We start from the raw sequence: 19258 nt of genomic DNA on the forward strand, positions 1-19258 counted from the left end.
TTGGCGCCATGCTGCTGTTGCCGGCGCTGGTCCATGCGGAAATCGTGCAGCGGCAAGTGGTCACGGCGATCACGGCCGCGCCCGGCGGCGGCGATATCCTGACCGTGGACGACGACACGGGCTGCGGCGGCAGGCAGCTGCGCATGGAGGAAGGGGAGCTGGCGAAGGGGGACGCGTATGCGGCGTTGAGGGCCACGCTGGCCAGGCGTATCCGCGACAAGACGCCGATGCTCGTCACATTGGCCCGGTGCCCGGTGGTGGGCGCGACGGGCGATGCGGCCCTTCCGCTGGTGCGCAAGCTGTCGGCTTGCCAGCCCGGTGCTTGCGCCGACGGCAAGGCGCGCCTGTACCTGGATGAACATCTGGTCCCGCAAGAAAAACGGCTGGCACCTTATATGCTGGTGTTGCCCTTGCCGCCAGGAAAATTATCCGGTGCGTGGCAGGTGGAGATTGTTCACGCAGTGGATGAGCAGAAACCGCGCATGTCGGCCCAGTTCGATGCGGCCGATTTTGTGTCGGGCAAGCCGGTGGGCGGCTATACCGCCTATTACGACGATGGCAAGATCGAAAAGCAGGTGGGACTGGATGCGCAGGGCCGCAAGGATGGCTTGAGCAGCAGCTTCTATCCCGATGGTCTCCCGGAAACACGCGGTGCATGGCGTCACGGTCTGCAAGAGGGCGTGCATGAAACGTTTCATGCTACGGGGAAGCTTCTGGAAGCGTTCACCTACCGCGACGGCATGCAGGTCGACGGGCCGTTCGAGGCGTTCGACGAGGATGGCAATCTGGTTGCGCGCCAAACCTTGCGGAACGGCAAGCTGGACGGTGAAATCATTACCTTTTTCCCTGATGGCAAGATTGCCAGCCGCGCGCAGGCCGGCGATGGCATGCTCAACGGCCTGTGCACCGAATACTATCCCGATGGCAGCGTACGCATCACGGTCACGCGAGTCAATGATAAGGCCACCGGCGATGCTCTCGAATATCACCCGAATGGAAAACTGGCCAGCAGGCTCACATACGGCGATGACGGCAAGCGGCGCAGCGCCCGCAGCTTCAATGAGCAGGGCGTGCTGATCCTTGAAGAAGCATGGGATCCACAGGAGCGCCTGCAGGGGACGATCCGCGCATGGCATGACGATGGCAGCGTGAAAAGCGAATGCCTGTATGTGGCTGGCAAGGCCCAGGGCGAGTGCGGAATGGCGCAGCCATCTCCGGAAACATTATGAAAGGAGCAAGCATGGCGCGCACTGAATTGAAACGCCTGCTTGGCGCCATGCTGCTGTTGCCGGCGCTGGTCCATGCCGAGATCGTGCAGCGGCAAGTGGTCACGGCGATCACGGCCGCGCCCGGCGGCGGCGATATCCTGACCGTGGACGAGGACACGGGCTGCGGCGGCAGGCAGCTGCGCATGGATGCGGCGTCGGTCGGACTGAACGAGGAGCAGTATGGCGTCATGAAGGCCGAGCTGGCCAACATGATACGCGACAGGAATCCCTTGCTCGTGCGCCTGCGCGCCTGTCCGGCGCCAGATCAGGCCAAGGCCGAGGCCATTCCCGTCATCCACATGCTGCGCGGCTGCGATGCGCACTGTGCCGACGGCAAGGCGCGGCTCTACCTGAACCACAACCTGTCGCGCGGCGAGGTGATGGAAGAGGCGCGCTATGCGCTGGTCCTGCCGCTGCCGCCCGGCAAGACGCCCGGCACCTGGCAAGTCGCGATCTATCATGTGCGCGAAGGCGAACCGAAGCGGCTGATTGGCCACGTCAACGCTCCCGATTACCTGCGCGGCAAGCTGGTGGGCAACTACAGCATGTATTACCCGCACGGACAAGTCGAGATGCAGATGGAGCGGGATGGGCGCGGCGTGCAGGAGGGTGTGCAGACTCTGTATTACCCGGAAGGCAAGGTTTCCATGCGTATTACGTGGCGCAATGGCGTGCAGGACGGGGAGGAACAGACTTTTCACCAGAATGGCAAGCAGATCGCGTCGCGCACCTTCCGCAACGGCGCCCGCGCCGATGGTGTGATGGAAACGTTCGACGAGGACGGCAAGCTGAAAACGCGCACGACCCAGGTCAAGGGCCGGACGGATGGCGAATTGCTGCGGTTCTATCCGGACGGCGCCGTGGAAAGCCGCAGCCAGCATGACAACGGCGTCATGACGGGACCCAGCACCGGATATTTTCCGGATGGCAAGGTGCAGCGCACTGCCAACTACGTGGACGGCAAGCCTGTCGGCGAGAGCGTCGAATATTACCCGGACGGCAAAGTCGCCAGCAAGCGCACGCACACCGATCACTATGTGTTGCGCAGCGAACAACGCTTCAGCCGGGCCGGCGTATTGATCGTGCACAGACTATGGAACGCGGGCGGCCGCGAGGAGGGCGCCTTGCGTTCCTGGTATGCCGATGGCAAGCCGAGGCAGCTGATCGAGTACGTGGATGGCGAGCGCCAGGGCTGGACCCGGCACTGGCGGGAAGATGGCAGCGTGGAAAGCGAATGCCGCTATGTGGCGGACGAGCCGCAGGGCGCATGCACGGGCGAGTCGGCCAAGATGTCGTACACGGAGGATGGGATCGAGTTTGAGATGCCGGAAGAATAATGCGCGCCGGTACCAGTCCGGCGCGCATTCCAGCCACGGTTAGCGGTGCGGCGGCGTCAGCACGCTGGCGATGGCCTTCGGTAACGTTTCCGGATAATCGCGGCTGAAGTGCAGGCCGCGGCTTTCGCGGCGGGACAGGGCGCTGTTGACGATCATCGAGGCCACGTCGACGAGGTTGCGCAGTTCCAGCAAATCGTGGGTGATGCGGAAGTTGCGGTAGTACTCGTCGATTTCTTCCTTCAGCAGCGCGATGCGGTGCTGGGCCCGTTCCAGGCGCTTCGTTGTGCGCACGATGCCCACGTAATTCCACATGAAGCGGCGCAGCTCGTCCCAATTGTGGGAAATCACCACTTCCTCATCCGCATCCGTGACGCGGCTTTCATCCCAGTCGGGCAGGTATGGCGTGCCCAGCTTTTCCTTGCTTTCGATATCCTGCGCGCAGGCGCGGCCGATGACGATGCATTCCAGCAAGGAATTCGACGCGAGGCGGTTCGCGCCATGCAAGCCCGTGCACGCCGTCTCGCCCACGGCGTACAGGCCCGGCAAGTCGGCGCGGCCGGACAGGTCCGTCACGACGCCGCCGCACGTGTAGTGGGCGGCGGGCACGATGGGGATAGGTTGCTTGGTGATGTCGATGCCCAGTTCCAGGCAGCGCGCATAGATGGTGGGGAAGTGTTCGATGAGGAATTCGGCCGGCTTGTGGCTGATGTCCAGGTGCACGTAATCGAGACCCCGTTTCTTGATTTCGAAGTCGATGGCGCGCGCCACCACGTCGCGCGGCGCCAGTTCGGCCCGCTCATCGTGCGCCAGCATGAAGCGGGTGCCAGCCGCCGCGCCCGCTTCGGGCGGCAGTTTCAGCAAGCCCCCTTCGCCACGGATGGCTTCGGTGATCAGGAAGGATTTCGCATACGGGTGGTACAGGCACGTGGGGTGGAACTGGATGAATTCCATGTTCGACACGCGGCAGCCGGCGCGCCAGGCCATGGCGATGCCGTCGCCGCTGGCCGTGTCCGGGTTGGTGGTATATAAATACACCTTGCCGGCGCCGCCCGTGGCCAGCACGGTGTGCTCGGCGGCAAAGGTGAGGACTTTCCCCGTTTGCTCATCCTGTACGTACAGGCCGTGGCAATGCGGTTGCGCGTTGCGCTGGGCGGGCTTCATGCCCAGCTTGTCGGAAGTGATCAGGTCGATGGCGCAATGGTGTTCGAACAGGCTGATGTTCGGGTGGGCGCGCACCTTTTCTTCCAGGGTGACTTGCACGGCGTGCCCGGTGGCATCGGCCGCGTGGATGATGCGGCGCTGGCTGTGGCCGCCTTCGCGGGTCAGGTGGAAACCCAGTTCGGCCGTGGCGTCGCGCGTAAACGGCACGCCTTGCTCGATCAGCCATTCGATGGCTTCGCGGCCGTGCTCGACGATGTAGCGCGTGGCGCTCTCGTCGCACAGGCCGCCGCCCGCGATCAGGGTGTCTTCGATGTGCTGCTGGTGGCTGTCGCCCGAGTCCAGCACGGCCGCGATGCCGCCTTGCGCCCAGTTGCTGGCGCCATCGAGCAGCGCGCGTTTGGAAATGATCGCGACGGTGCGCGTCTCAGCTAAATGCAGTGCAACCGATAAACCCGCCAGGCCACTGCCGACAATCGCTACATCAAATTTCATGACATTTATCTTTTTTCAGGGGAAGCATACTATAGTCCATTTCACATCAATCGGTAATGTGTTGAGATAAATTCTGCCGGTGAAAGATAGCTGGGGCCGTAGCTTGTGGCGTATCAATGTCTTCGTGGAACAGTTCGCCATGATGGCAGGAGAGCAGCAGGCCGCCATGAGCGCAGCGTGTTGCCTTTGCCGCAGGAGGCCCCATGATCCGCATCTTCAGCCATTACGTCTCGAAAACAGCGTTTATCTTGCTGTTGCTGGAAATCCTGATCCTGCTGCTGTCGGCCACCCTGACGTCCCTGCTGTGGCTGGCGGATGGCAGCCGCCTCGTGCGGGCGAGCGAGGTGTATTTGTCGTCCTCGATCTTTGCCCTGGTCATCGTTTTCAGCATGAGCGCGCTGGGCATGTACCAGCACCGCTCGCGCGAAGACATCCGCAACACCCTGCTGCGCATCCTGCCGTCGTTCGCGCTGGGTTTTGCCGTGCTCAGCGTCTTGATCCGCTTTATTCCTTCCTTGCATTTCGGGCGCGGCAGCGTGCTGATCTTCGGCCTGGGCGCCATCGGCGTGCTGCTGGCGCGCCTGGTGGTGTTCAAATCCTCGCAATCGGCGCTGATGGAAGGCCGGCTGATCCTGGTGGGCGGCGGGGCGCTGGCGCGCGAATGCATGGACTTGGCGGCGAGCAAGATCGGTTTCCACCAGTTTACCGTCGTCGGCTGCATCGACGTGGCTGGCGAGCAATGCTGCGTACCGGCCTCGGCCTTGCTGCCGGCGGAACCGTCGCTGCTGGCCATGGCCCAGCGTCATGCGGCGCATGAAATCGTCGTCTCCGTCAGCGACCGGCGCAATGGTGCGTTTCCTGCCAAGCAACTACTGGAATGCGCGCTGGGCGGCGTCAAGGTGATCGACGCGGCCACGTTTTTCGAGCGCGAAGCGTGCCAGATCCGCATCGATTCCTTGCAACCGAGCTATCTGATCTATGGCGGCGGCTTCGACCAGAGTTTTTTCCGCGCCGCCTCGAAGCGGCTGTTCGACCTGGCCGCCAGCGGCGTCATCTGCCTGGCGGCGCTGCCCGTGATGCTGGCGACGGCCTTGTGCATCCGCCTGGAAGACGGCGGCCCCGTGTTTTACCAGCAAGAGCGGGTGGGACGCGACGGCTTGCCCTTCAATGTGCTGAAATTTCGCAGCATGCGCTGCGATGCGGAGCGCGATGGCAAGCCCATCTGGGCGCTGGACAATGATGCGCGCATCACGCGCGTGGGCAAGCTGATCCGCAAGCTTCGTATCGACGAGCTGCCGCAGATGCTCAATGTGTTTCGCGGCGAGATGAGTTTCGTGGGACCGCGGCCCGAACGCGCCTACTTTGTCGAACAATTGAAGCAGCAGGTACCGTACTACAACATTCGTCACAGCATCAAGCCGGGCATCACGGGCCTGGCGCAGGTGCGCTATCAATATGGCGCCTCCGTCGACGATGCCGTCAAAAAACTGCAATACGATCTGTATTATGTGAAAAACAATAGCCTGTTCCTCGACTTGCTGATCTTGCTCGACACGGTGCAGGTGGTGCTGTTTGGCAAGGGCAGCCGATGATGCGGGCGCAGTCGGACTGGCTGGCGGCGGCCGATGCGGCGGCCCTCAGCCACGGCCTGGCGTCGCTGGCCTTCTTCGTGCTGGCGCTGCTGCTCATCAGCAACTGGCGCGCGCGGCAAAACGTGCGCGCCTTGCTGGTGGCCTGCCTGGCGACGGGCGGCTGGGCGACGGGCACGGTGGTGCTGGTGCTGCTGGGGCAGCGCACGGCGCTGGCCGGCGATGCGCTGGAACTGCTGCGCACCCTGGCCTGGCTGGTGTTCTTGCTGCTGCTGATCGAACCGGCGCGGTCCCGTTTGCGCCTGGTGCTGGCCGGCATCGCCCTCACGGCGCTGGCGCCATGGCTGCTGTCCATGGCCTCGTCCTGGCTGGCGCTGCCTTTGCCTGCGCGATTCATCGCCAGTGTCTGCCGTTTGCTGCTGGCCGTGCTGGGCATGTTGCTGGTGGAACAGTGGTACCGCAATACGCCGCCCTTGAAACGCTGGGGCATCAAGTTTGCGTGCCTCGGTGTCGGTGGCCTGTTCGCCTACGATTTCTATCTGTACAGCGACGCCTTGCTGTTTCGCGCGGTCAACGACGACATCTGGGCCGCGCGCGGCATCGTCGACGCCCTGTGCGCGCCGCTGCTGGCTGTCTCGGCCGCGCGCAATCCGGGCTGGGCGCTGGGTTTGTCCGTGTCGCGCCAGATGCTGTACCGCTCGGCGGCCTTGTTGGGCTCGGCCATCTATTTGCTGGCCATGGCGGCCAGCGCCTATTATTTGCGCTACTTCGGCGGCACCTGGGGTTCCTTGATGCAAATGGCTTACCTGGGCGGCGCGGCCTTGCTGCTGGCGGGCGTGCTGTTTTCCGGCAGCTTGCGCGCCAAGCTGAAGGTGACGATCAACAAGCATTTTTATAATGCCATCTTCGATTACCGCGAGGAATGGCTGCGCTTTACGCGCGCGCTGTCCGAAGACGGGCCGGACCTGGGCGAACGCACGATACAGGCCATGGCGCAGCTGGTGGAAAGCCGCGCCGGCGCGCTGTGGATCTTGCGCGAGCAGGGCCAGTTCGCGCCGGCGGCCAGCTGGAACTGGCCGCCGGGCACCTGGAGCGAGCCGGCGTCCGGCCCCTTGTGCCAGTTCCTGGAAGCAAGACAATGGGTGATCGACGTGCCCGACTGGGTGCAGAATCCGGACCAGTACGGCGGCTTGCCGCTGCCGCCCGCGCTGCTGGCGCTGCCCGACGTGTGGCTGCTGGTGCCCTTGATGCTGCATGGCCAGCTGTTTGCCTTTGTCGCGCTGGCGCGGCCCCGCACGCGCATCGGCCTGAACTGGGAAATCCGCGACGTGCTGAAAATTGCCGGCAGCCAAGCCGCCAGCTACCTGGCGCACCGCGAATCGCTCGCTACCCTGACGGTGGCGCGCCAGTTCGATTCGTTCAACCGCATGTCCACCTTCATCGTGCACGATCTCAAGAATTTGGTGTTCCAGCTGTCGCTGCTACTGAGCAATGCCGAGAAGCACCGCGCCAATCCCGCCTTCCAGGAAGACATGCTGGGCACTTTGGACCATTCCGTGCAGAAAATGAAGACCTTGCTGCAGAAACTGGCGCGCGGCGAAGCGCCGGAAGCGCCCGCGCCGCTGCTGCTGGACGGCTTGCTGCGCCAGGCCGTGGCCGCCAAGGCCAGCCTGGCGCCGGCACCGTGCCTGGAAATCGTCGATGGCGAACTGACGGTGCTGGCCAACCGCGCGCGGCTGGAGCGGGTGCTGGGCCATTTGATCCAGAACGCCATCGAGGCCACGGCCAGCGATGGCAAGGTGGCCGTGCGCTTGCGGCGCGTGCAGCATACGGCCGTCGTCGAGCTCGACGATACGGGGCAGGGCATGAGCGAACAGTTCATCCGCGAACGTTTATTTACACCGTTCGACACGACCAAGACGGCGGGCATGGGCATCGGCGTGTTCGAAAGCCGCGAATACCTGCGCGAAGTGGGCGGCAGCCTGGAAGTGCGCAGCGAGCCGCAAGTGGGCACGACGTTTCGCGTGATCCTGCCGCTGCATGCGGCATAGCAAAGGAGTGCCATGGGCAAACAGAAACTGCTGGTCATCGAAGACGATCCCGGCCTGCAAAAGCAGTTGCACTGGAGCTTTGACGGCTATGACGTCTTGCTGGCGGGCGAGCGCGAGGCGGCGCTGGCGCTCGTGCGGCGCCACCAGCCGGCCGTGGTGACGATGGACCTGGGCTTGCCGCCCGATCCGGACGGCGCCACGGAAGGCCTGGCCACCTTGCAGCAAATCCTCGCGCTGGCGCCGGACACGAAAGTCATCATCCTGTCGGGCAACCAGGAGCGCGCGCATGCCTTGAAGGCCATCGCGCTGGGCGCCTACGATTTCCACCAGAAACCGTTCGAGGCCGACATGCTGGGCCTGGTCATCGCGCGCGCGTTTTACTTGCACGCGATGCAGCAGGAAAACCGCCGCATGCTGCAGACCCAGGCCGACTCGCCCCTGGCCGGCATCGTCAGCCGCGATCCCGGCATGCTGAAACTGTGCCGCAACGTGGAAAAAGTGGCGCCCTCGTCGGCCAGCGTGATGCTGCTGGGCGATTCGGGCAGCGGCAAGGAGCTGATCGCGCGGGGACTGCATGCGCTGTCGAGCCGCCATGCGCAGCGTTTCGTTGCCATCAATTGCGCGGCCATCCCGGAAAACCTGCTGGAAAGCGAGCTGTTCGGCTATGAGCGGGGCGCGTTCACGGGCGCGGCGCGGCAAACCCTGGGCAAGATCGAACTGGCCCACGGCGGCACCTTCTTTCTCGATGAAATCGGCGACATGCCGATGCCGCTGCAGGCGAAATTGCTGCGCTTCCTGCAGGAGCGGGTCATCGAAAGGGTAGGCGGCCGCGCCGAGATCGCCGTCGACGTGCGCATCGTCTGCGCCACGCACCAGGACCTGAAAGTGCTGGCGGAACAGGGACGCTTCCGCGAAGACCTGTTTTACCGCCTCAGCGAAATCGTCTTGCGCATTCCGCCCTTGCGCGAGCGGGCCGGCGATTGCACCTTGCTGGCGCAGCATTTCAAGAACAAGTTCTGCGCCAGCGAGGGCCGCAGCAACCTGCATTTCAGCGCGGGCGCGCTGCAGCTGATCGAAAGCTATGGCTGGCCCGGCAATGTGCGCGAAGTGGAAAACTGCATCAAGCGGGCCGTCATCATGTGCGACGGGCCGCAGATCGCCGCCGACGACCTGGGCTTGCCCGCCAGCGCCCGGGCGGCGCCCGCGGACGAGCCGCTGAACCTGCGCCAGGCGCGCGAAGGGGCCGAATACAAGGTGATGGTGCGCGCGCTGGCGCGGGCCGACGGCAATATCGCCAAGGCAGCCGAGCTGCTGGGCGTGAGCCGGCCCACCCTGTACGACCTGATGGGCCATCACGGCATCAAGTAGGCAGTAACTAAATATCAAGATTGTGTATGGCGTCGCACATACGGGGCGGCGCCCGCACGGCATGCTTCTCCCAGCAACTCAATCAAGTCAACAGGGAGAATTTCATGCAAGCTACACAACTGTCCGTCTCGGACTTGAACAATCCGGGCGTCTCCTGGGGCGCCGTGCTGGCGGGCGCTGCTGCGGCGGCCGCCTTGTCCTTCATCCTGCTGATCCTCGGCGTGGGCCTGGGCCTGTCGTCCGTGTCGCCGTGGTCGTTCAATGCGACGGCCATCGGCGTGTCGACCATCGCCTGGCTGGCCTTCATGCAACTGGCCGCGTCCGGCATCGGCGGCTACATGGCGGGCCGTCTGCGCGTGAAATGGAGCTCCATCCATACGGATGAAGTGCATTTCCGCGATACGGCGCACGGTTTGCTGGCCTGGGCCGTGGCCACCCTGATCACCGTGGCAGTGCTGGCCGGCGGCACGCACGCCGTGCTGAGCGGCGCCATCGATGCGGGCAGCGGCGTGGCGGCTGCCATTGCCCCCGCAGCGGCAGCGGCAGCGGGCGCAGGTGTTGCTGGCGCTGCAAGCGCCAAGCAAGGCGAGGGCAGCAGTGCCAATCCGCTTGATTATTACTCGGACATGCTGCTGCGCGCCGCCCCGGCGGCCGGGGCGGGTGAAGCGGGCGGCGTATCCGCCGGACAGCGCGGCGAAATCGGCAAGATCTTCGCCACCGGCCTGTCCACGGGTAGCCTGGCCGCCGATGACCGCGCCTACCTGGGCCAGGTCGTCGCCAGCCGCACGGGCTTGACGCAGGCGGAAGCGGAAGCGCGTGTCGACGCCGTCTACGGCCGCGCCGCCAAGGCTGCCGCCGACGCCAAGGCGCAGGCACAGCAAGCGGCCGAAGCGGCCCGCAAGGCCGGCGCCCACACGGCGCTGTGGATGTTCGTCGCCTTGCTGCTGGGCGCTTTCGTGGCCAGCCTGGCCGCCACGTTTGGTGGTCGCCAGCGCGACCATGAGCGCGTGCTGCGCCATGTGACCATTTAATTTACCGATTAATCCACCAATTCAATCCAGGAGACTGCCATGCGTTCCATCCTCTTGCTGCTGCTGGGCATTCCATTGCCCATCGTAATCCTGATCGCCCTGTTCGTGCGCTGACAAGGCCCACATGCAAACCGGCGTCCGCTGCAAGGTGGGCGCCGGTTTTTGCGTGAAAGCGGGCGCATGTGTAATATGGCGCCATCTTTCCACCGAGACTATCCATGAATGCGACCGCCTTTCGTCCCTTGCTGAAAACCGCCGCCATCGCCGCCTTGGCTTGCAGCGTGCTGGCCGCGTGCTCCACCCTGATCGGCCCGCGCGACGTGAATGTGTCGCTAAGCAAGATGCAGCAAGGCCTGGAGCGCCGCTTTCCCATCGACAAGCGCGTGCTGTCCGTGCTGGACGTCAAGCTGACGCATCCGCAATTGTCGCTGCAGCCCGAGCGCGAAAGAGTCGCCCTCAGCGTGGACGCCAGCGTCTTGCCGCCATTCATACGCCAAAGCTGGCGCGGCAGCTTGGCCATGTCGGGCCGCCTCGTGCTCGACGCCCAGCGCAACGCCGTCTACCTGAGCGAAGCGAGCGTGGACAAGGTGACCATCGACGGCATGGACGAGTCGCAGCAGCGCCAGTTCGCCAAGGTAGCCAGCCTGGTGGCCGACCAGCTCATGCATGAAACGCCGATCTACACCTTCAAGCCGGACGAATTGCGCTATGCGGGCGTGCAATTCGTGCCCACGCAGATCCGGACCACGGGCAACGGGTTGACGGTGACGTTCGAACCGGTGAAATAAGAAAGTAGCTAGGCCTGGAACGCGGGCGTGGTGATTTGCGTGGCCGTGTTATTGCGCGGCGTCGCCTCTTCATGGAACAGGTCCGCCAGGTATTCGCATAACGCATCGCCTTGAATATCGTCGGGAATGATGAAATCGGCGGGCCGGCGCTTGCCTTCCGCGCCGAGATAGAAGGCGCGCCATGCTCCTTGATGTCCCCGGACGGCAATCAGCGTGCCGAAAATATTGAATCTGCATTCCTGCATCAAACTTCTCCAGTCCAAGAGCCAGGCAAAAAAGGTGGTGAGCGACAGGTATGGCTATTGCTAGATGGTAACATTTGCCGATCATCGGCGCGGGCGCGAGGCGTGCTTCAACGCACATCGGCTCACCGGAATTGTTCAACCGACATTGTTTCCCCGCAAGCATGCCGACTATAATCCGACCTCTCATGCCTGGATACAGCATGTTCCCCAACATGAAGTCAAAACAATTAAAGGAATCTTCGTGAAACGTTCGCTTATCAGCGCCGCCTGCTGCGCCTTGTTCGCCTTGTCTTCGCCGTCGCTGTACGCCCAGCAAGGCGCTACCGCCGCCGCACCCATCTCCGGCATCGACCTGAAAACCCTGGACCCTGCCGTCAGCCCCCGTGACGACTTCTACGGCTACGTCAACGGCGTCTGGACCCGCAATACGGAGATCCCGGCCGACAAATCCGTCTGGGGCACGTATATCGAATTGCGCGAAATCGCGCAGGGCCAGTTGCGCGGCCTGATCGACGCCACCGTCAAGAACCCCGGCAAGCCCGGCAGCGAGGCGCACAAGATCGCCGACCTGTACACGAGTTTCATGAACGACAAGGCGCGCAATGCGGCCGGCTTCAAGCCGCTGCGTGCCGAGCTGGCCCGCGTGGCTGGCGTGAAAGACAAGAAGGACTTGCCGGCACTGTTGGCTTACCTGCAAGGCAATGGCGTTGCCACGCCGTTTTCCGCCTACGTGGCGCCCGATGCGCAAGACCCCGAGCGCTACACGGTCAACATCAGCCAGTCCGGCCTGGGCTTGCCTGACCGCGATTACTACCTGAAGGATGACGACGCCAAGCTGCAAGCCGTGCGCGCCAAATACCTCAAGCATGTCGAAACCATGCTGGCCATGAGCGGCGACAAGGCCGCCGGCGCGCACGCGGCGCAGATCCTCGACCTCGAAACGCGCCTGGCGGCGGTGCAGTGGACGCGCGTGCAGATGCGCGACCCCGTCAAATCGTACAACCGCGTCGATTTCGACAAATTCGCGGCGCTGGCGCCGGCCTTCGACTGGAACGCCTACTTTACGGCTGCCGGCCTGGCGCCGAAAGCCGCCTCGGCCGTGGTGCGCCAGCCCAGCTTCATGACAGGTTTTGCCGAGACCGTGGCCACCGTGCCGCTGGAAGCGTGGAAAAGCTACCTGAACTGGCGCATCATCGAAAGCTATGCCTCCTACCTGGACAGCGCCGCCGTCAAGGAACGCTTTGCCTTCGACGGCACGGTGCTGCGCGGCGTGCCGCAAAGCGAACCGCAGTGGCAGCTGGCGCTGCGCTTCACGGATAACGCCATCAGCGACGCCGTCGGCAAGCGCTATGTGGAAATGTATTTGCCGCCGGAAACGCGGCCCCGCGTGATGGCCATGTTCGACAATTTCGTCGCCTCGTTCAAGGATGGCATCGAGCAGCTGGACTGGATGGGACCGGAAACCAAGAAGGAAGCCCAGCTCAAGCTGGCCGCCCTGAAGCCGAAGATCGCGTATCCCGCTACCTGGCGCGACTACGGCAGCATGAAGACGCAGCCGAACGACCTGATCGCCAACGTGCGCGCCGCGCGCGCGTGGAGCCGCCAGCAAAACCTGGCCAAGCTGGGCAAGCCGGTGGACCGCGACGAATGGTCGATGACGCCGCAAACCGTCAACGCCAGCTACAGCCCGGCACTCAACGCCATCACGATCCCGGCCGCCATTTTGCAGCCGCCATTCTTCAACGTGAAGGCGGAAGACGCCGTCAATTACGGCTTGCTGGGCATCACCTTCGGCCATGAAATCAGCCATGCCTTCGACGATTCCGGCAGCCAATATGACGCCAAGGGCCGTCTGCGCAACTGGTGGACGGCAGAGGACCGCGCGGCCTTCAAGGCGCTGGCGGCCGGGCTCGTCAAGCAATACGGCGCCTACAGCCCCGTGCCTGGCTACCATATCAATGGCGAACTCACCCTGGGCGAAAACATCGGCGACAATTCCGGCCTGTCGATCACCTACAAGGCGTACCAGCGTTCGCTCGGCGGCAAGCCGTCGCCCGTCATCGATGGCTTGACGGGCGAACAGCGCCTGTACATCGGCTTTGCGCAGAAATGGCGCGCGAAATTGCGTCCGGAAGCGGCCATTGCGCAGATCAAGAGCGACCCCCATTCGCCGGGCGAATTCCGCGCCAAGGGCACGGTCAAGAATCAGCCCGGCTTTTACGAAGCGTTCGGCATCAAGCCGGGCGACCCGATGTATCTGCCGCCCGAGCAGCGCGTGATCATGTGGTAATCAGCTAGGGTAGCCGGGCAGCCGCGCCGGGGATTATTCCTTGGCGTGGTTGAGCGTGTACCTGGGCAGTTCAAGCGTCAGGTCTTCCTGCGCCATGCGCGCCTGGCAAGACAGGCGCGAGTGCGGCTGCAAGCCCCAGGCCTGGTCGAGCATGTCTTCTTCATTGTCGCCCAGCGCATTGAGCGAGTCGAAACCCTGCACCACGACCACGTGGCAGGTGGAACAGGCGCCCACCTGGCCGCACGCGTGTTCCATGTCGATCTTGTTGAGCAGCAAGGCGTCGCAAATGCTCATGTTTTGCGGCGCGTCAAACACGGCGCCTTCGGGGGCCAGCTCGGGATGGGGTAATACGGTGATGGTTGGCATACGATAATCTCCTTGAGTACCGCTACCTTGCACCTTCCCGTCTGGACAAGGTCAAGCGCAATGTTGCGCCTGACGGGGATGGCTTGCGCTTACAGCTTCGAGGCCGGATGTTCCGCGAGCGGGACAAACTGGCCGGTGGACTCGTCGAGCGCATCGAGCGAGCCATTTTCGATGTCATACACCCAGCCATGCAGGGTCAGGCGTTTTTGCGTGATGCCCAGCGCCACCGAGGGGTGGGTGCGGATGTTGTTGAGTTGCGCCACCACATTGGCCCGCACCATGCCATCGATGCGGTCCTGTTCCGTCGCATGCTCGATCGATTCATTGATCATGCGCGCCGCATCCGCGTGCCGCAGCCAGTTCTTGACTGCCGGCATGTGATCGAGGCAGGTGCAGGTGGCGATGGCTTTCATCGCGCCGCAATCGGAATGGCCGCAAATGACGATGTCCGTCACATTCAGGGCTGCCACGGCAAATTCGACGGACGCGCTCACGCCGCCCGGTTCCGGGCCGAACGAGGGCACGATATTGCCCGCGTTGCGGATCACGAACAGTTCGCCAGGCTCGCGCTGCGTCACCAGTTCCGGCACCATCCGGCTGTCGGAGCAGGAAATGAACAAGGCCTTGGGCGTCTGTCCCGTGGCCAATGTCTTGAACAGCTCTCGGCGTTCAGGAAAGACTTCCTTCTGGAAACGTAGAAATCCGGCAATGATGTCGCGCATAAATAAGAGAAGAGAGTGGTGTGAACCCGTATTATCGCCTATGTCAGCGCGGCTGGCTTGCCGCCCGGCCCGTTTCAGGGGCCGCCGTGCAGCGCCCGACATGCTCGAGCAATTGCAGGAACACGCGTTTGTCGGCCATGTGGTTCAGCGTGTTGCTCGTGAAGACGTCGCTGGCGGCTGCTGCCACGGCGTTGCGGGCTTGCGCGCAGGCGGCGTGCAGTTGCGCGCGGTCAAGGTCTACCAGCGCCGCAGCGATGCCTTCGGGCGTGAAATCGAAGGCATCCATGCCGCAACAGCCGGCCACGCAATAGGTTTCCAGGCGGCAGATCAGCGGCCACAGGCCGTCCAGCAGGGCATCGATGTCGATGGCCTGGTCATAGCGGCCGTCAAGGCGGATGAACTCGATCCATGCATCGTCGCCGATCTGGATATCGTACTGGCGGTCGCGTTCGGTCATTTTCAGATTTTCCTGGTGAGTGGCATCGCATTATAAAAAAAACCGCCCGAAGGCGGTTTTTGTCAAACAGGCGATGCCGGCATCTAGATAAAGTAGATCAGCGCGATCACGCCCACGACGAGGGCCACGCGGGTGACCTGGTACGCCGTCTTGTTCCACGCCTTGAAGCGGCGGCGGTACTGGCCCATGGTCCAGGAAATCTGGAACAGCTTGCTCACGCCGCCCACCTGGTCGCCCAGCTCGTTCGGCGAGGCGGCGGCCGTCATCAGGGTGCGGCCCAGCCAGCGGTTCAGCGCTTGCGCCCAGCGGTAGCGCATCGGGCGCTCGATGTCGCAGAACAGGATGATGCGGTCGCTGTCGGCGTCGTTGCGGGCCCAGTGGATATATGTTTCATCGAACATCACGGCCTGGCCGTCGCGCCAGCTGTGGCGTTCGCCATCGACATCGATGAAGCAGCGGTCGTCGTTCGGCGTCTGCAAGCCCAGGTGGTAGCGCAGGGAGCCGGCGAACGGGTCGCGGTGCGGGTTGAGCTTGCCGCCTTGCGGCAGTTCCGCGAACATGGCTGCCTTGATCGAGGGAATCGATTGCAGCAGCGCATAGGTTTGCGGGCACATCTGTTGCGCCGACGGGTGGTTCGCGTCATACCATTTCAGGTAGAAACGCTTCCAGCCATACTTGAAGAAGGAATTGAAACCCACGTCATTGTTCTTTTCGGCCGCCTTGATCTTTTTCATTTCCTGCATGCGCAGCGCTTCATCGCGGATGATCTGCCAGTTCTGCTGCAGCGGCGCCAGTTCCGGGAATTGCTCGACGGCTAAATAGGGCGTGGCCGGCACCTTGGAAAAGGTGTGCATGAACAGGTTCAGCGGCGCCATGAACGAGGAGTGATCGAAGATCTGGCGGCGGAACGGCAGGCGCACCTTGCCACGAAAATGAATATGTAAAACAGAAAACACAAAAATGCCCAGCAAGGCCCACTTCATACACAACCTCGTTTTTTAAGAATGGGGCAATTATAACCAGTTAATGCCGGCGCCACCCCGTGCCACGGTGAAGGAAAGATGAAGCGGCGCGCGGCAGCGCTCTGTCCTACAATGGCTGTTCTCCCCACTGATATGAGGTAACGATGGAAATCTGGCACGCACCGCTCGACCTGGCCACCCTCAACGCCGCCAGTGCAGGCACGGCCATGCGCCACCTGGGCATCGAATTTAGCGCCTTCGGCCCCGACTGGATCGAAGCGACCATGCCCGTCGACCACCGCACCATGCAGCCTTTTAAACTGCTGCATGGCGGCGCTTCCGTGTTGCTGGCCGAAACCCTGGGCAGCATGGCCGCGAATGCCTGCCTCGATTCCAGCCGGCAAGTGAGCGTGGGCCAGGAAATCAATGCCAACCACGTGCGCGGCGTGCGCGGCGGCCAGGTGACGGGGCGCGCCACGCCGATCCACCGGGGCCGCACCAGCCAGGTCTGGGAAATCCGCATCACCGACGACGACGGCAAGCTGTGCTGCATCTCGCGCATCACCATGGCCGTCATCGATACGCCAGGCCAGCGTTAATTGTCTTTTTTGATATGCGTCAAGGCATTAAAAGTGAGCGCGTGGAATCATCCGTAACGCTGTTCGCTTATAATTCAGTGTGCTGTTGTATGGCGCAGGGTATGTCCCGCGCGCCTGCATTGCCCGAAATTAGAAGCTGACTGCCCAAAAAACGCCAGTTAGAGACCCATCCTGCGCCATGCAGGAAAGGCAACACGACGGCGAGCAGATCGCTGGTTTTTAAATAACCAGCAACAATCAACTTTATTTACAGGGCAATAACAACAATGATGTCATTCAATCGTTTGACGATAGGCGCGCGCCTGAGCGCAGGCTTCGGGCTGCTGGTGGTATTCATGCTGGTGCTGGCGGCTTTCGCGCTGCTGCGCATCGGCGCCATCTCCGGCGCCATGGACGCGCAAGACAAAGTCCAGCTGGAAAAACTGGACCCGCTGTACGTGGCGCGCGAAGCGCTCGACCAGACGGGCCTGGCCGCCCGCAACGCGTATATCTTCCATGACCAGGCCGCCGCCGAAAAAGAGCTGGCCATCCTCGACAGCCAGAAGGCGCTGTACCTGGAAGCGCTGGCGCGCCTGGCGCCGCGGTTCGCCGGCGATCCGCAATTCGAGAAAGTCAGCGCGGGCTTGAACACCATGGCGCAGCAATTGCAGCGTCCGCGCCAGTTCCGCGCCACGGGGCAGATGGAACAGTACGGCACCTTCCTCGTCGAGGAGTGCAGCCCCCTGCGGCGCCAGATCGTCGCCGACATCGATACCGTGCTGAAAAACGTGCAGCGCGAGTCGGAGCAGGCCAGCGTGGCCGCGCGCGCCATCTATGGCCAGTCGCTGCGCTGGATCGGCGTGCTGGCCGCCCTCAGCGTACTCATTTGCATCTTTGTTGCCACCGTCATCACGCGGGGATTGCTGCGCCAGCTGGGCGGCGAACCGGGGTATGCGGCCTCGATCGCGGGCCGCATCGCGCTCGGCGAACTGGCCATCGACGTGCACACGCGCCACGGCGACGACAGCAGTTTATTGTTCGCGATCAAGACCATGCGCGACAACCTGGCCGCCATCGTCGGCAAGGTGCGCCACGGCACGGAAAGCATCGCCACGGCCTCGACCGAGATCGCATCGGGCAACCGCGACCTGTCGCAGCGCACGGAGCAGCAGGCCGGCTCGCTGGAAGAGGTCGCCTCATCGATGGAAGAACTGATTTCCACCGTGCGCCAGAATGCGGACAATGCGCAGCAGGCGAACCACCTGGCGCGCGAAGCGTCGAAGGTGTCGGAGCAGGGCGGCAAGGCGGTGGCCGAAGTGGTGCACACCATGAGCCTGATCAATGCCTCGTCGAACAAGATTGTCGACATCATCGGCGTGATCGACAGCATCGCCTTCCAGACGAATATCCTCGCCTTGAACGCGGCCGTGGAAGCGGCGCGCGCGGGCGAGCAGGGACGCGGCTTTGCCGTCGTCGCCACGGAAGTGCGCAACCTGGCGCAGAGGTCAAGCGCCGCCGCGCGCGAAATCAAGCTGCTGATCGACGATTCCGTCAGCAAGGTGGGCACGGGAACCTTGCTCGTCGAACAGGCCGGCGTCACCATGCATGACGTGGTGGCCGGCATCGGCAGGGTGACGGGCATCATGGCCGAGATCAGCCACGCCACGCAGGAGCAGGGCGCCGGCATCGAGCAAGTCAACCGCGCCATCGTCGACATGGACCGCGTGACCCAGCAAAACGCGGCCCTGGTCGAGCAGGCGGCGGCCGCCGCGCATGAATTGCAGCAGCAGGCGGCGCAGCTGGAACAGGAAGTGGGCATCTTCAAACTGGCCAAGCCGGCCAACGGCCCGCTGCGCCTGGCGGCCTGACGCCGAGAGCACGGCAGCGCGGCGCGCCATGCGCCGCGCTCCACAGCCATGCGCGAACAGCCGTATTCCGCGCTACAATGAGCGCTGGATCACCGCCAGGACTACTCATGCAAGTGCGCAGCAGCCATGATCTCTCCAGCCCGGACGACGACGGCCCGGCGCCTCCCGTGCTGCAGCTGGCCCTTGCCGGCCTCGGCTGGGGGTTACTCACCTGCATGCTGTGCTTTGCCATCCTGTTCCTCACCAAATGGCTGTTGCCGCCCGAATACTGGGGCGCGCACACGGGCTTGTCCAAATTCAAGCGCGAAATGTCGCTGCCCCTGCTGGTGTTCTGGGTCGTCATCTATTCCCCCATCCTGGAAACCTTCCTCGGCCAGCTGCTGCCGCTGGAAATCCTCCGGCGCCTGGGCGCCAGCCGTCAGCTGAGCATTTTTATCGGTGCCATCCTGTGGGCCATCGTGCATTTCATCAGCGGCGGCTTGTTGCACGCCATCGTCGCGCTGGGGTCGGGCGCCATGTTCAGCTTTGTCTACCTGCGCTACCGCGGCCCAAGTGTGGCCGTGGCCTACGCCACAACGACATTCTCGCGCGCCTGCAACAACATCGCCATCCTCGTCGCCGTGTTTTACGGCCTGGACGCCTAGGACGCCTGCCCAAACCTGCTGCGCGTCGGTATAGATGGCCT

At 63.4% G+C, this 19258-nt stretch carries 17 protein-coding genes; 11 read left to right on the top strand and 6 right to left on the bottom strand.

Translation table 11 applies throughout. From position 1 onward, the window contains the following. Positions 1–8 precede the first annotated feature (8 nt). Both O3300_RS02075 and O3300_RS02080 read left to right on the top strand, forming a co-directional pair. A complete protein-coding gene (locus O3300_RS02075) occupies positions 9–1229 on the top strand; it encodes a toxin-antitoxin system YwqK family antitoxin (protein ID WP_305051840.1) in 1221 nt (406 codons plus the stop codon). An 11-nt stretch (positions 1230–1240) separates the two neighbouring features. After that, positions 1241–2605, top strand: coding sequence for a toxin-antitoxin system YwqK family antitoxin (locus O3300_RS02080; protein ID WP_305051841.1), 1365 nt, complete (start codon positions 1241–1243; stop codon positions 2603–2605). 39 nt (positions 2606–2644) lie between these two features. Here O3300_RS02080 and nadB read toward each other — a convergent pair whose 3' ends face one another. Further along, on the bottom strand, positions 2645–4258 hold the full coding sequence (gene nadB, locus O3300_RS02085; RefSeq protein WP_099664111.1) for an L-aspartate oxidase: 1614 nt from the start codon (positions 4256–4258) through the stop codon (positions 2645–2647). Between the two features lie 203 nt (positions 4259–4461). Here nadB and O3300_RS02090 point away from each other — a divergent pair, with 203 nt between their 5' ends. From O3300_RS02090 to O3300_RS02110, 5 genes are all read left to right on the top strand, one after another. Then, positions 4462–5850, top strand: a complete 1389-nt coding sequence (locus tag O3300_RS02090) for a TIGR03013 family XrtA/PEP-CTERM system glycosyltransferase (protein WP_305051842.1) — start codon at positions 4462–4464, stop codon at positions 5848–5850. Next, complete coding sequence (prsK, locus tag O3300_RS02095) at positions 5847–7898, top strand: XrtA/PEP-CTERM system histidine kinase PrsK (RefSeq protein WP_305051843.1); 2052 nt, start codon at positions 5847–5849, stop codon at positions 7896–7898. The genes O3300_RS02090 and prsK overlap by 4 nt, the downstream gene beginning before the upstream one ends. Before the next feature lie 12 nt (positions 7899–7910). Further along, on the top strand, positions 7911–9266 hold the full coding sequence (gene prsR, locus O3300_RS02100) for a PEP-CTERM-box response regulator transcription factor (RefSeq protein ID WP_251348880.1): 1356 nt from the start codon (positions 7911–7913) through the stop codon (positions 9264–9266). Positions 9267–9370: 104 nt separating this feature from the next. After that, positions 9371–10297 (top strand): hypothetical protein, encoded by a 927-nt coding sequence (locus O3300_RS02105; protein ID WP_305051844.1) that lies wholly within the window; start codon positions 9371–9373, stop codon positions 10295–10297. Between the two features lie 218 nt (positions 10298–10515). After that, positions 10516–11085, top strand: a complete 570-nt coding sequence (locus tag O3300_RS02110; protein ID WP_305051845.1) for a DUF1439 domain-containing protein — start codon at positions 10516–10518, stop codon at positions 11083–11085. Between the two features lie 8 nt (positions 11086–11093). Here the strand turns inward: O3300_RS02110 and O3300_RS02115 are convergent, their stop codons facing one another. Next, positions 11094–11330: a hypothetical protein gene (locus O3300_RS02115; RefSeq protein WP_099664106.1), complete on the bottom strand. Its 237-nt coding sequence runs from the start codon at positions 11328–11330 to the stop codon at positions 11094–11096. Between the two features lie 241 nt (positions 11331–11571). Between O3300_RS02115 and O3300_RS02120 the strand changes: the two genes are divergently transcribed. Beyond that, on the top strand, positions 11572–13620 hold the full coding sequence (locus O3300_RS02120; protein ID WP_305051846.1) for a M13 family metallopeptidase: 2049 nt from the start codon (positions 11572–11574) through the stop codon (positions 13618–13620). Between the two features lie 33 nt (positions 13621–13653). Here O3300_RS02120 and fdx read toward each other — a convergent pair whose 3' ends face one another. From fdx to lpxO, 4 genes are all read right to left on the bottom strand, one after another. Continuing rightward, on the bottom strand, positions 13654–13986 hold the full coding sequence (gene fdx / locus O3300_RS02125) for an ISC system 2Fe-2S type ferredoxin (RefSeq protein WP_289898042.1): 333 nt from the start codon (positions 13984–13986) through the stop codon (positions 13654–13656). Positions 13987–14075: 89 nt separating this feature from the next. Next, complete coding sequence (locus O3300_RS02130) at positions 14076–14708, bottom strand: carbonic anhydrase (protein ID WP_305051847.1); 633 nt, start codon at positions 14706–14708, stop codon at positions 14076–14078. A gap of 43 nt (positions 14709–14751) precedes the next feature. Further along, positions 14752–15165, bottom strand: coding sequence for a DUF6331 family protein (locus O3300_RS02135; protein WP_305051848.1), 414 nt, complete (start codon positions 15163–15165; stop codon positions 14752–14754). An 83-nt stretch (positions 15166–15248) separates the two neighbouring features. Next, entirely contained in the window at positions 15249–16148 is a 900-nt protein-coding gene (gene lpxO / locus O3300_RS02140; protein ID WP_099664101.1) for a lipid A hydroxylase LpxO, read from the bottom strand. A gap of 143 nt (positions 16149–16291) precedes the next feature. Between lpxO and O3300_RS02145 the strand changes: the two genes are divergently transcribed. The 3 genes from O3300_RS02145 (at position 16292) to O3300_RS02155 (ending at position 19217) form a co-directional block, all read left to right on the top strand. Next, on the top strand, positions 16292–16726 hold the full coding sequence (locus tag O3300_RS02145; RefSeq protein ID WP_305051849.1) for a hotdog fold thioesterase: 435 nt from the start codon (positions 16292–16294) through the stop codon (positions 16724–16726). Positions 16727–16992: 266 nt separating this feature from the next. Next, entirely contained in the window at positions 16993–18573 is a 1581-nt protein-coding gene (locus O3300_RS02150; RefSeq protein WP_099664099.1) for a methyl-accepting chemotaxis protein, read from the top strand. Between the two features lie 107 nt (positions 18574–18680). Further along, the gene (locus O3300_RS02155) at positions 18681–19217 is read left to right on the top strand and encodes a CPBP family glutamic-type intramembrane protease (protein WP_099664098.1); all 537 of its coding nucleotides are present in this window, start codon (positions 18681–18683) and stop codon (positions 19215–19217) included. The last annotated feature ends 41 nt before the right edge of the window (positions 19218–19258 follow it).

Origin of the sequence: Janthinobacterium sp. SUN206, assembly GCF_030587305.1 — a bacterium.
Taxonomy (GTDB): Bacteria; Pseudomonadota; Gammaproteobacteria; order Burkholderiales; family Burkholderiaceae_D; genus Janthinobacterium; species Janthinobacterium kumbetense.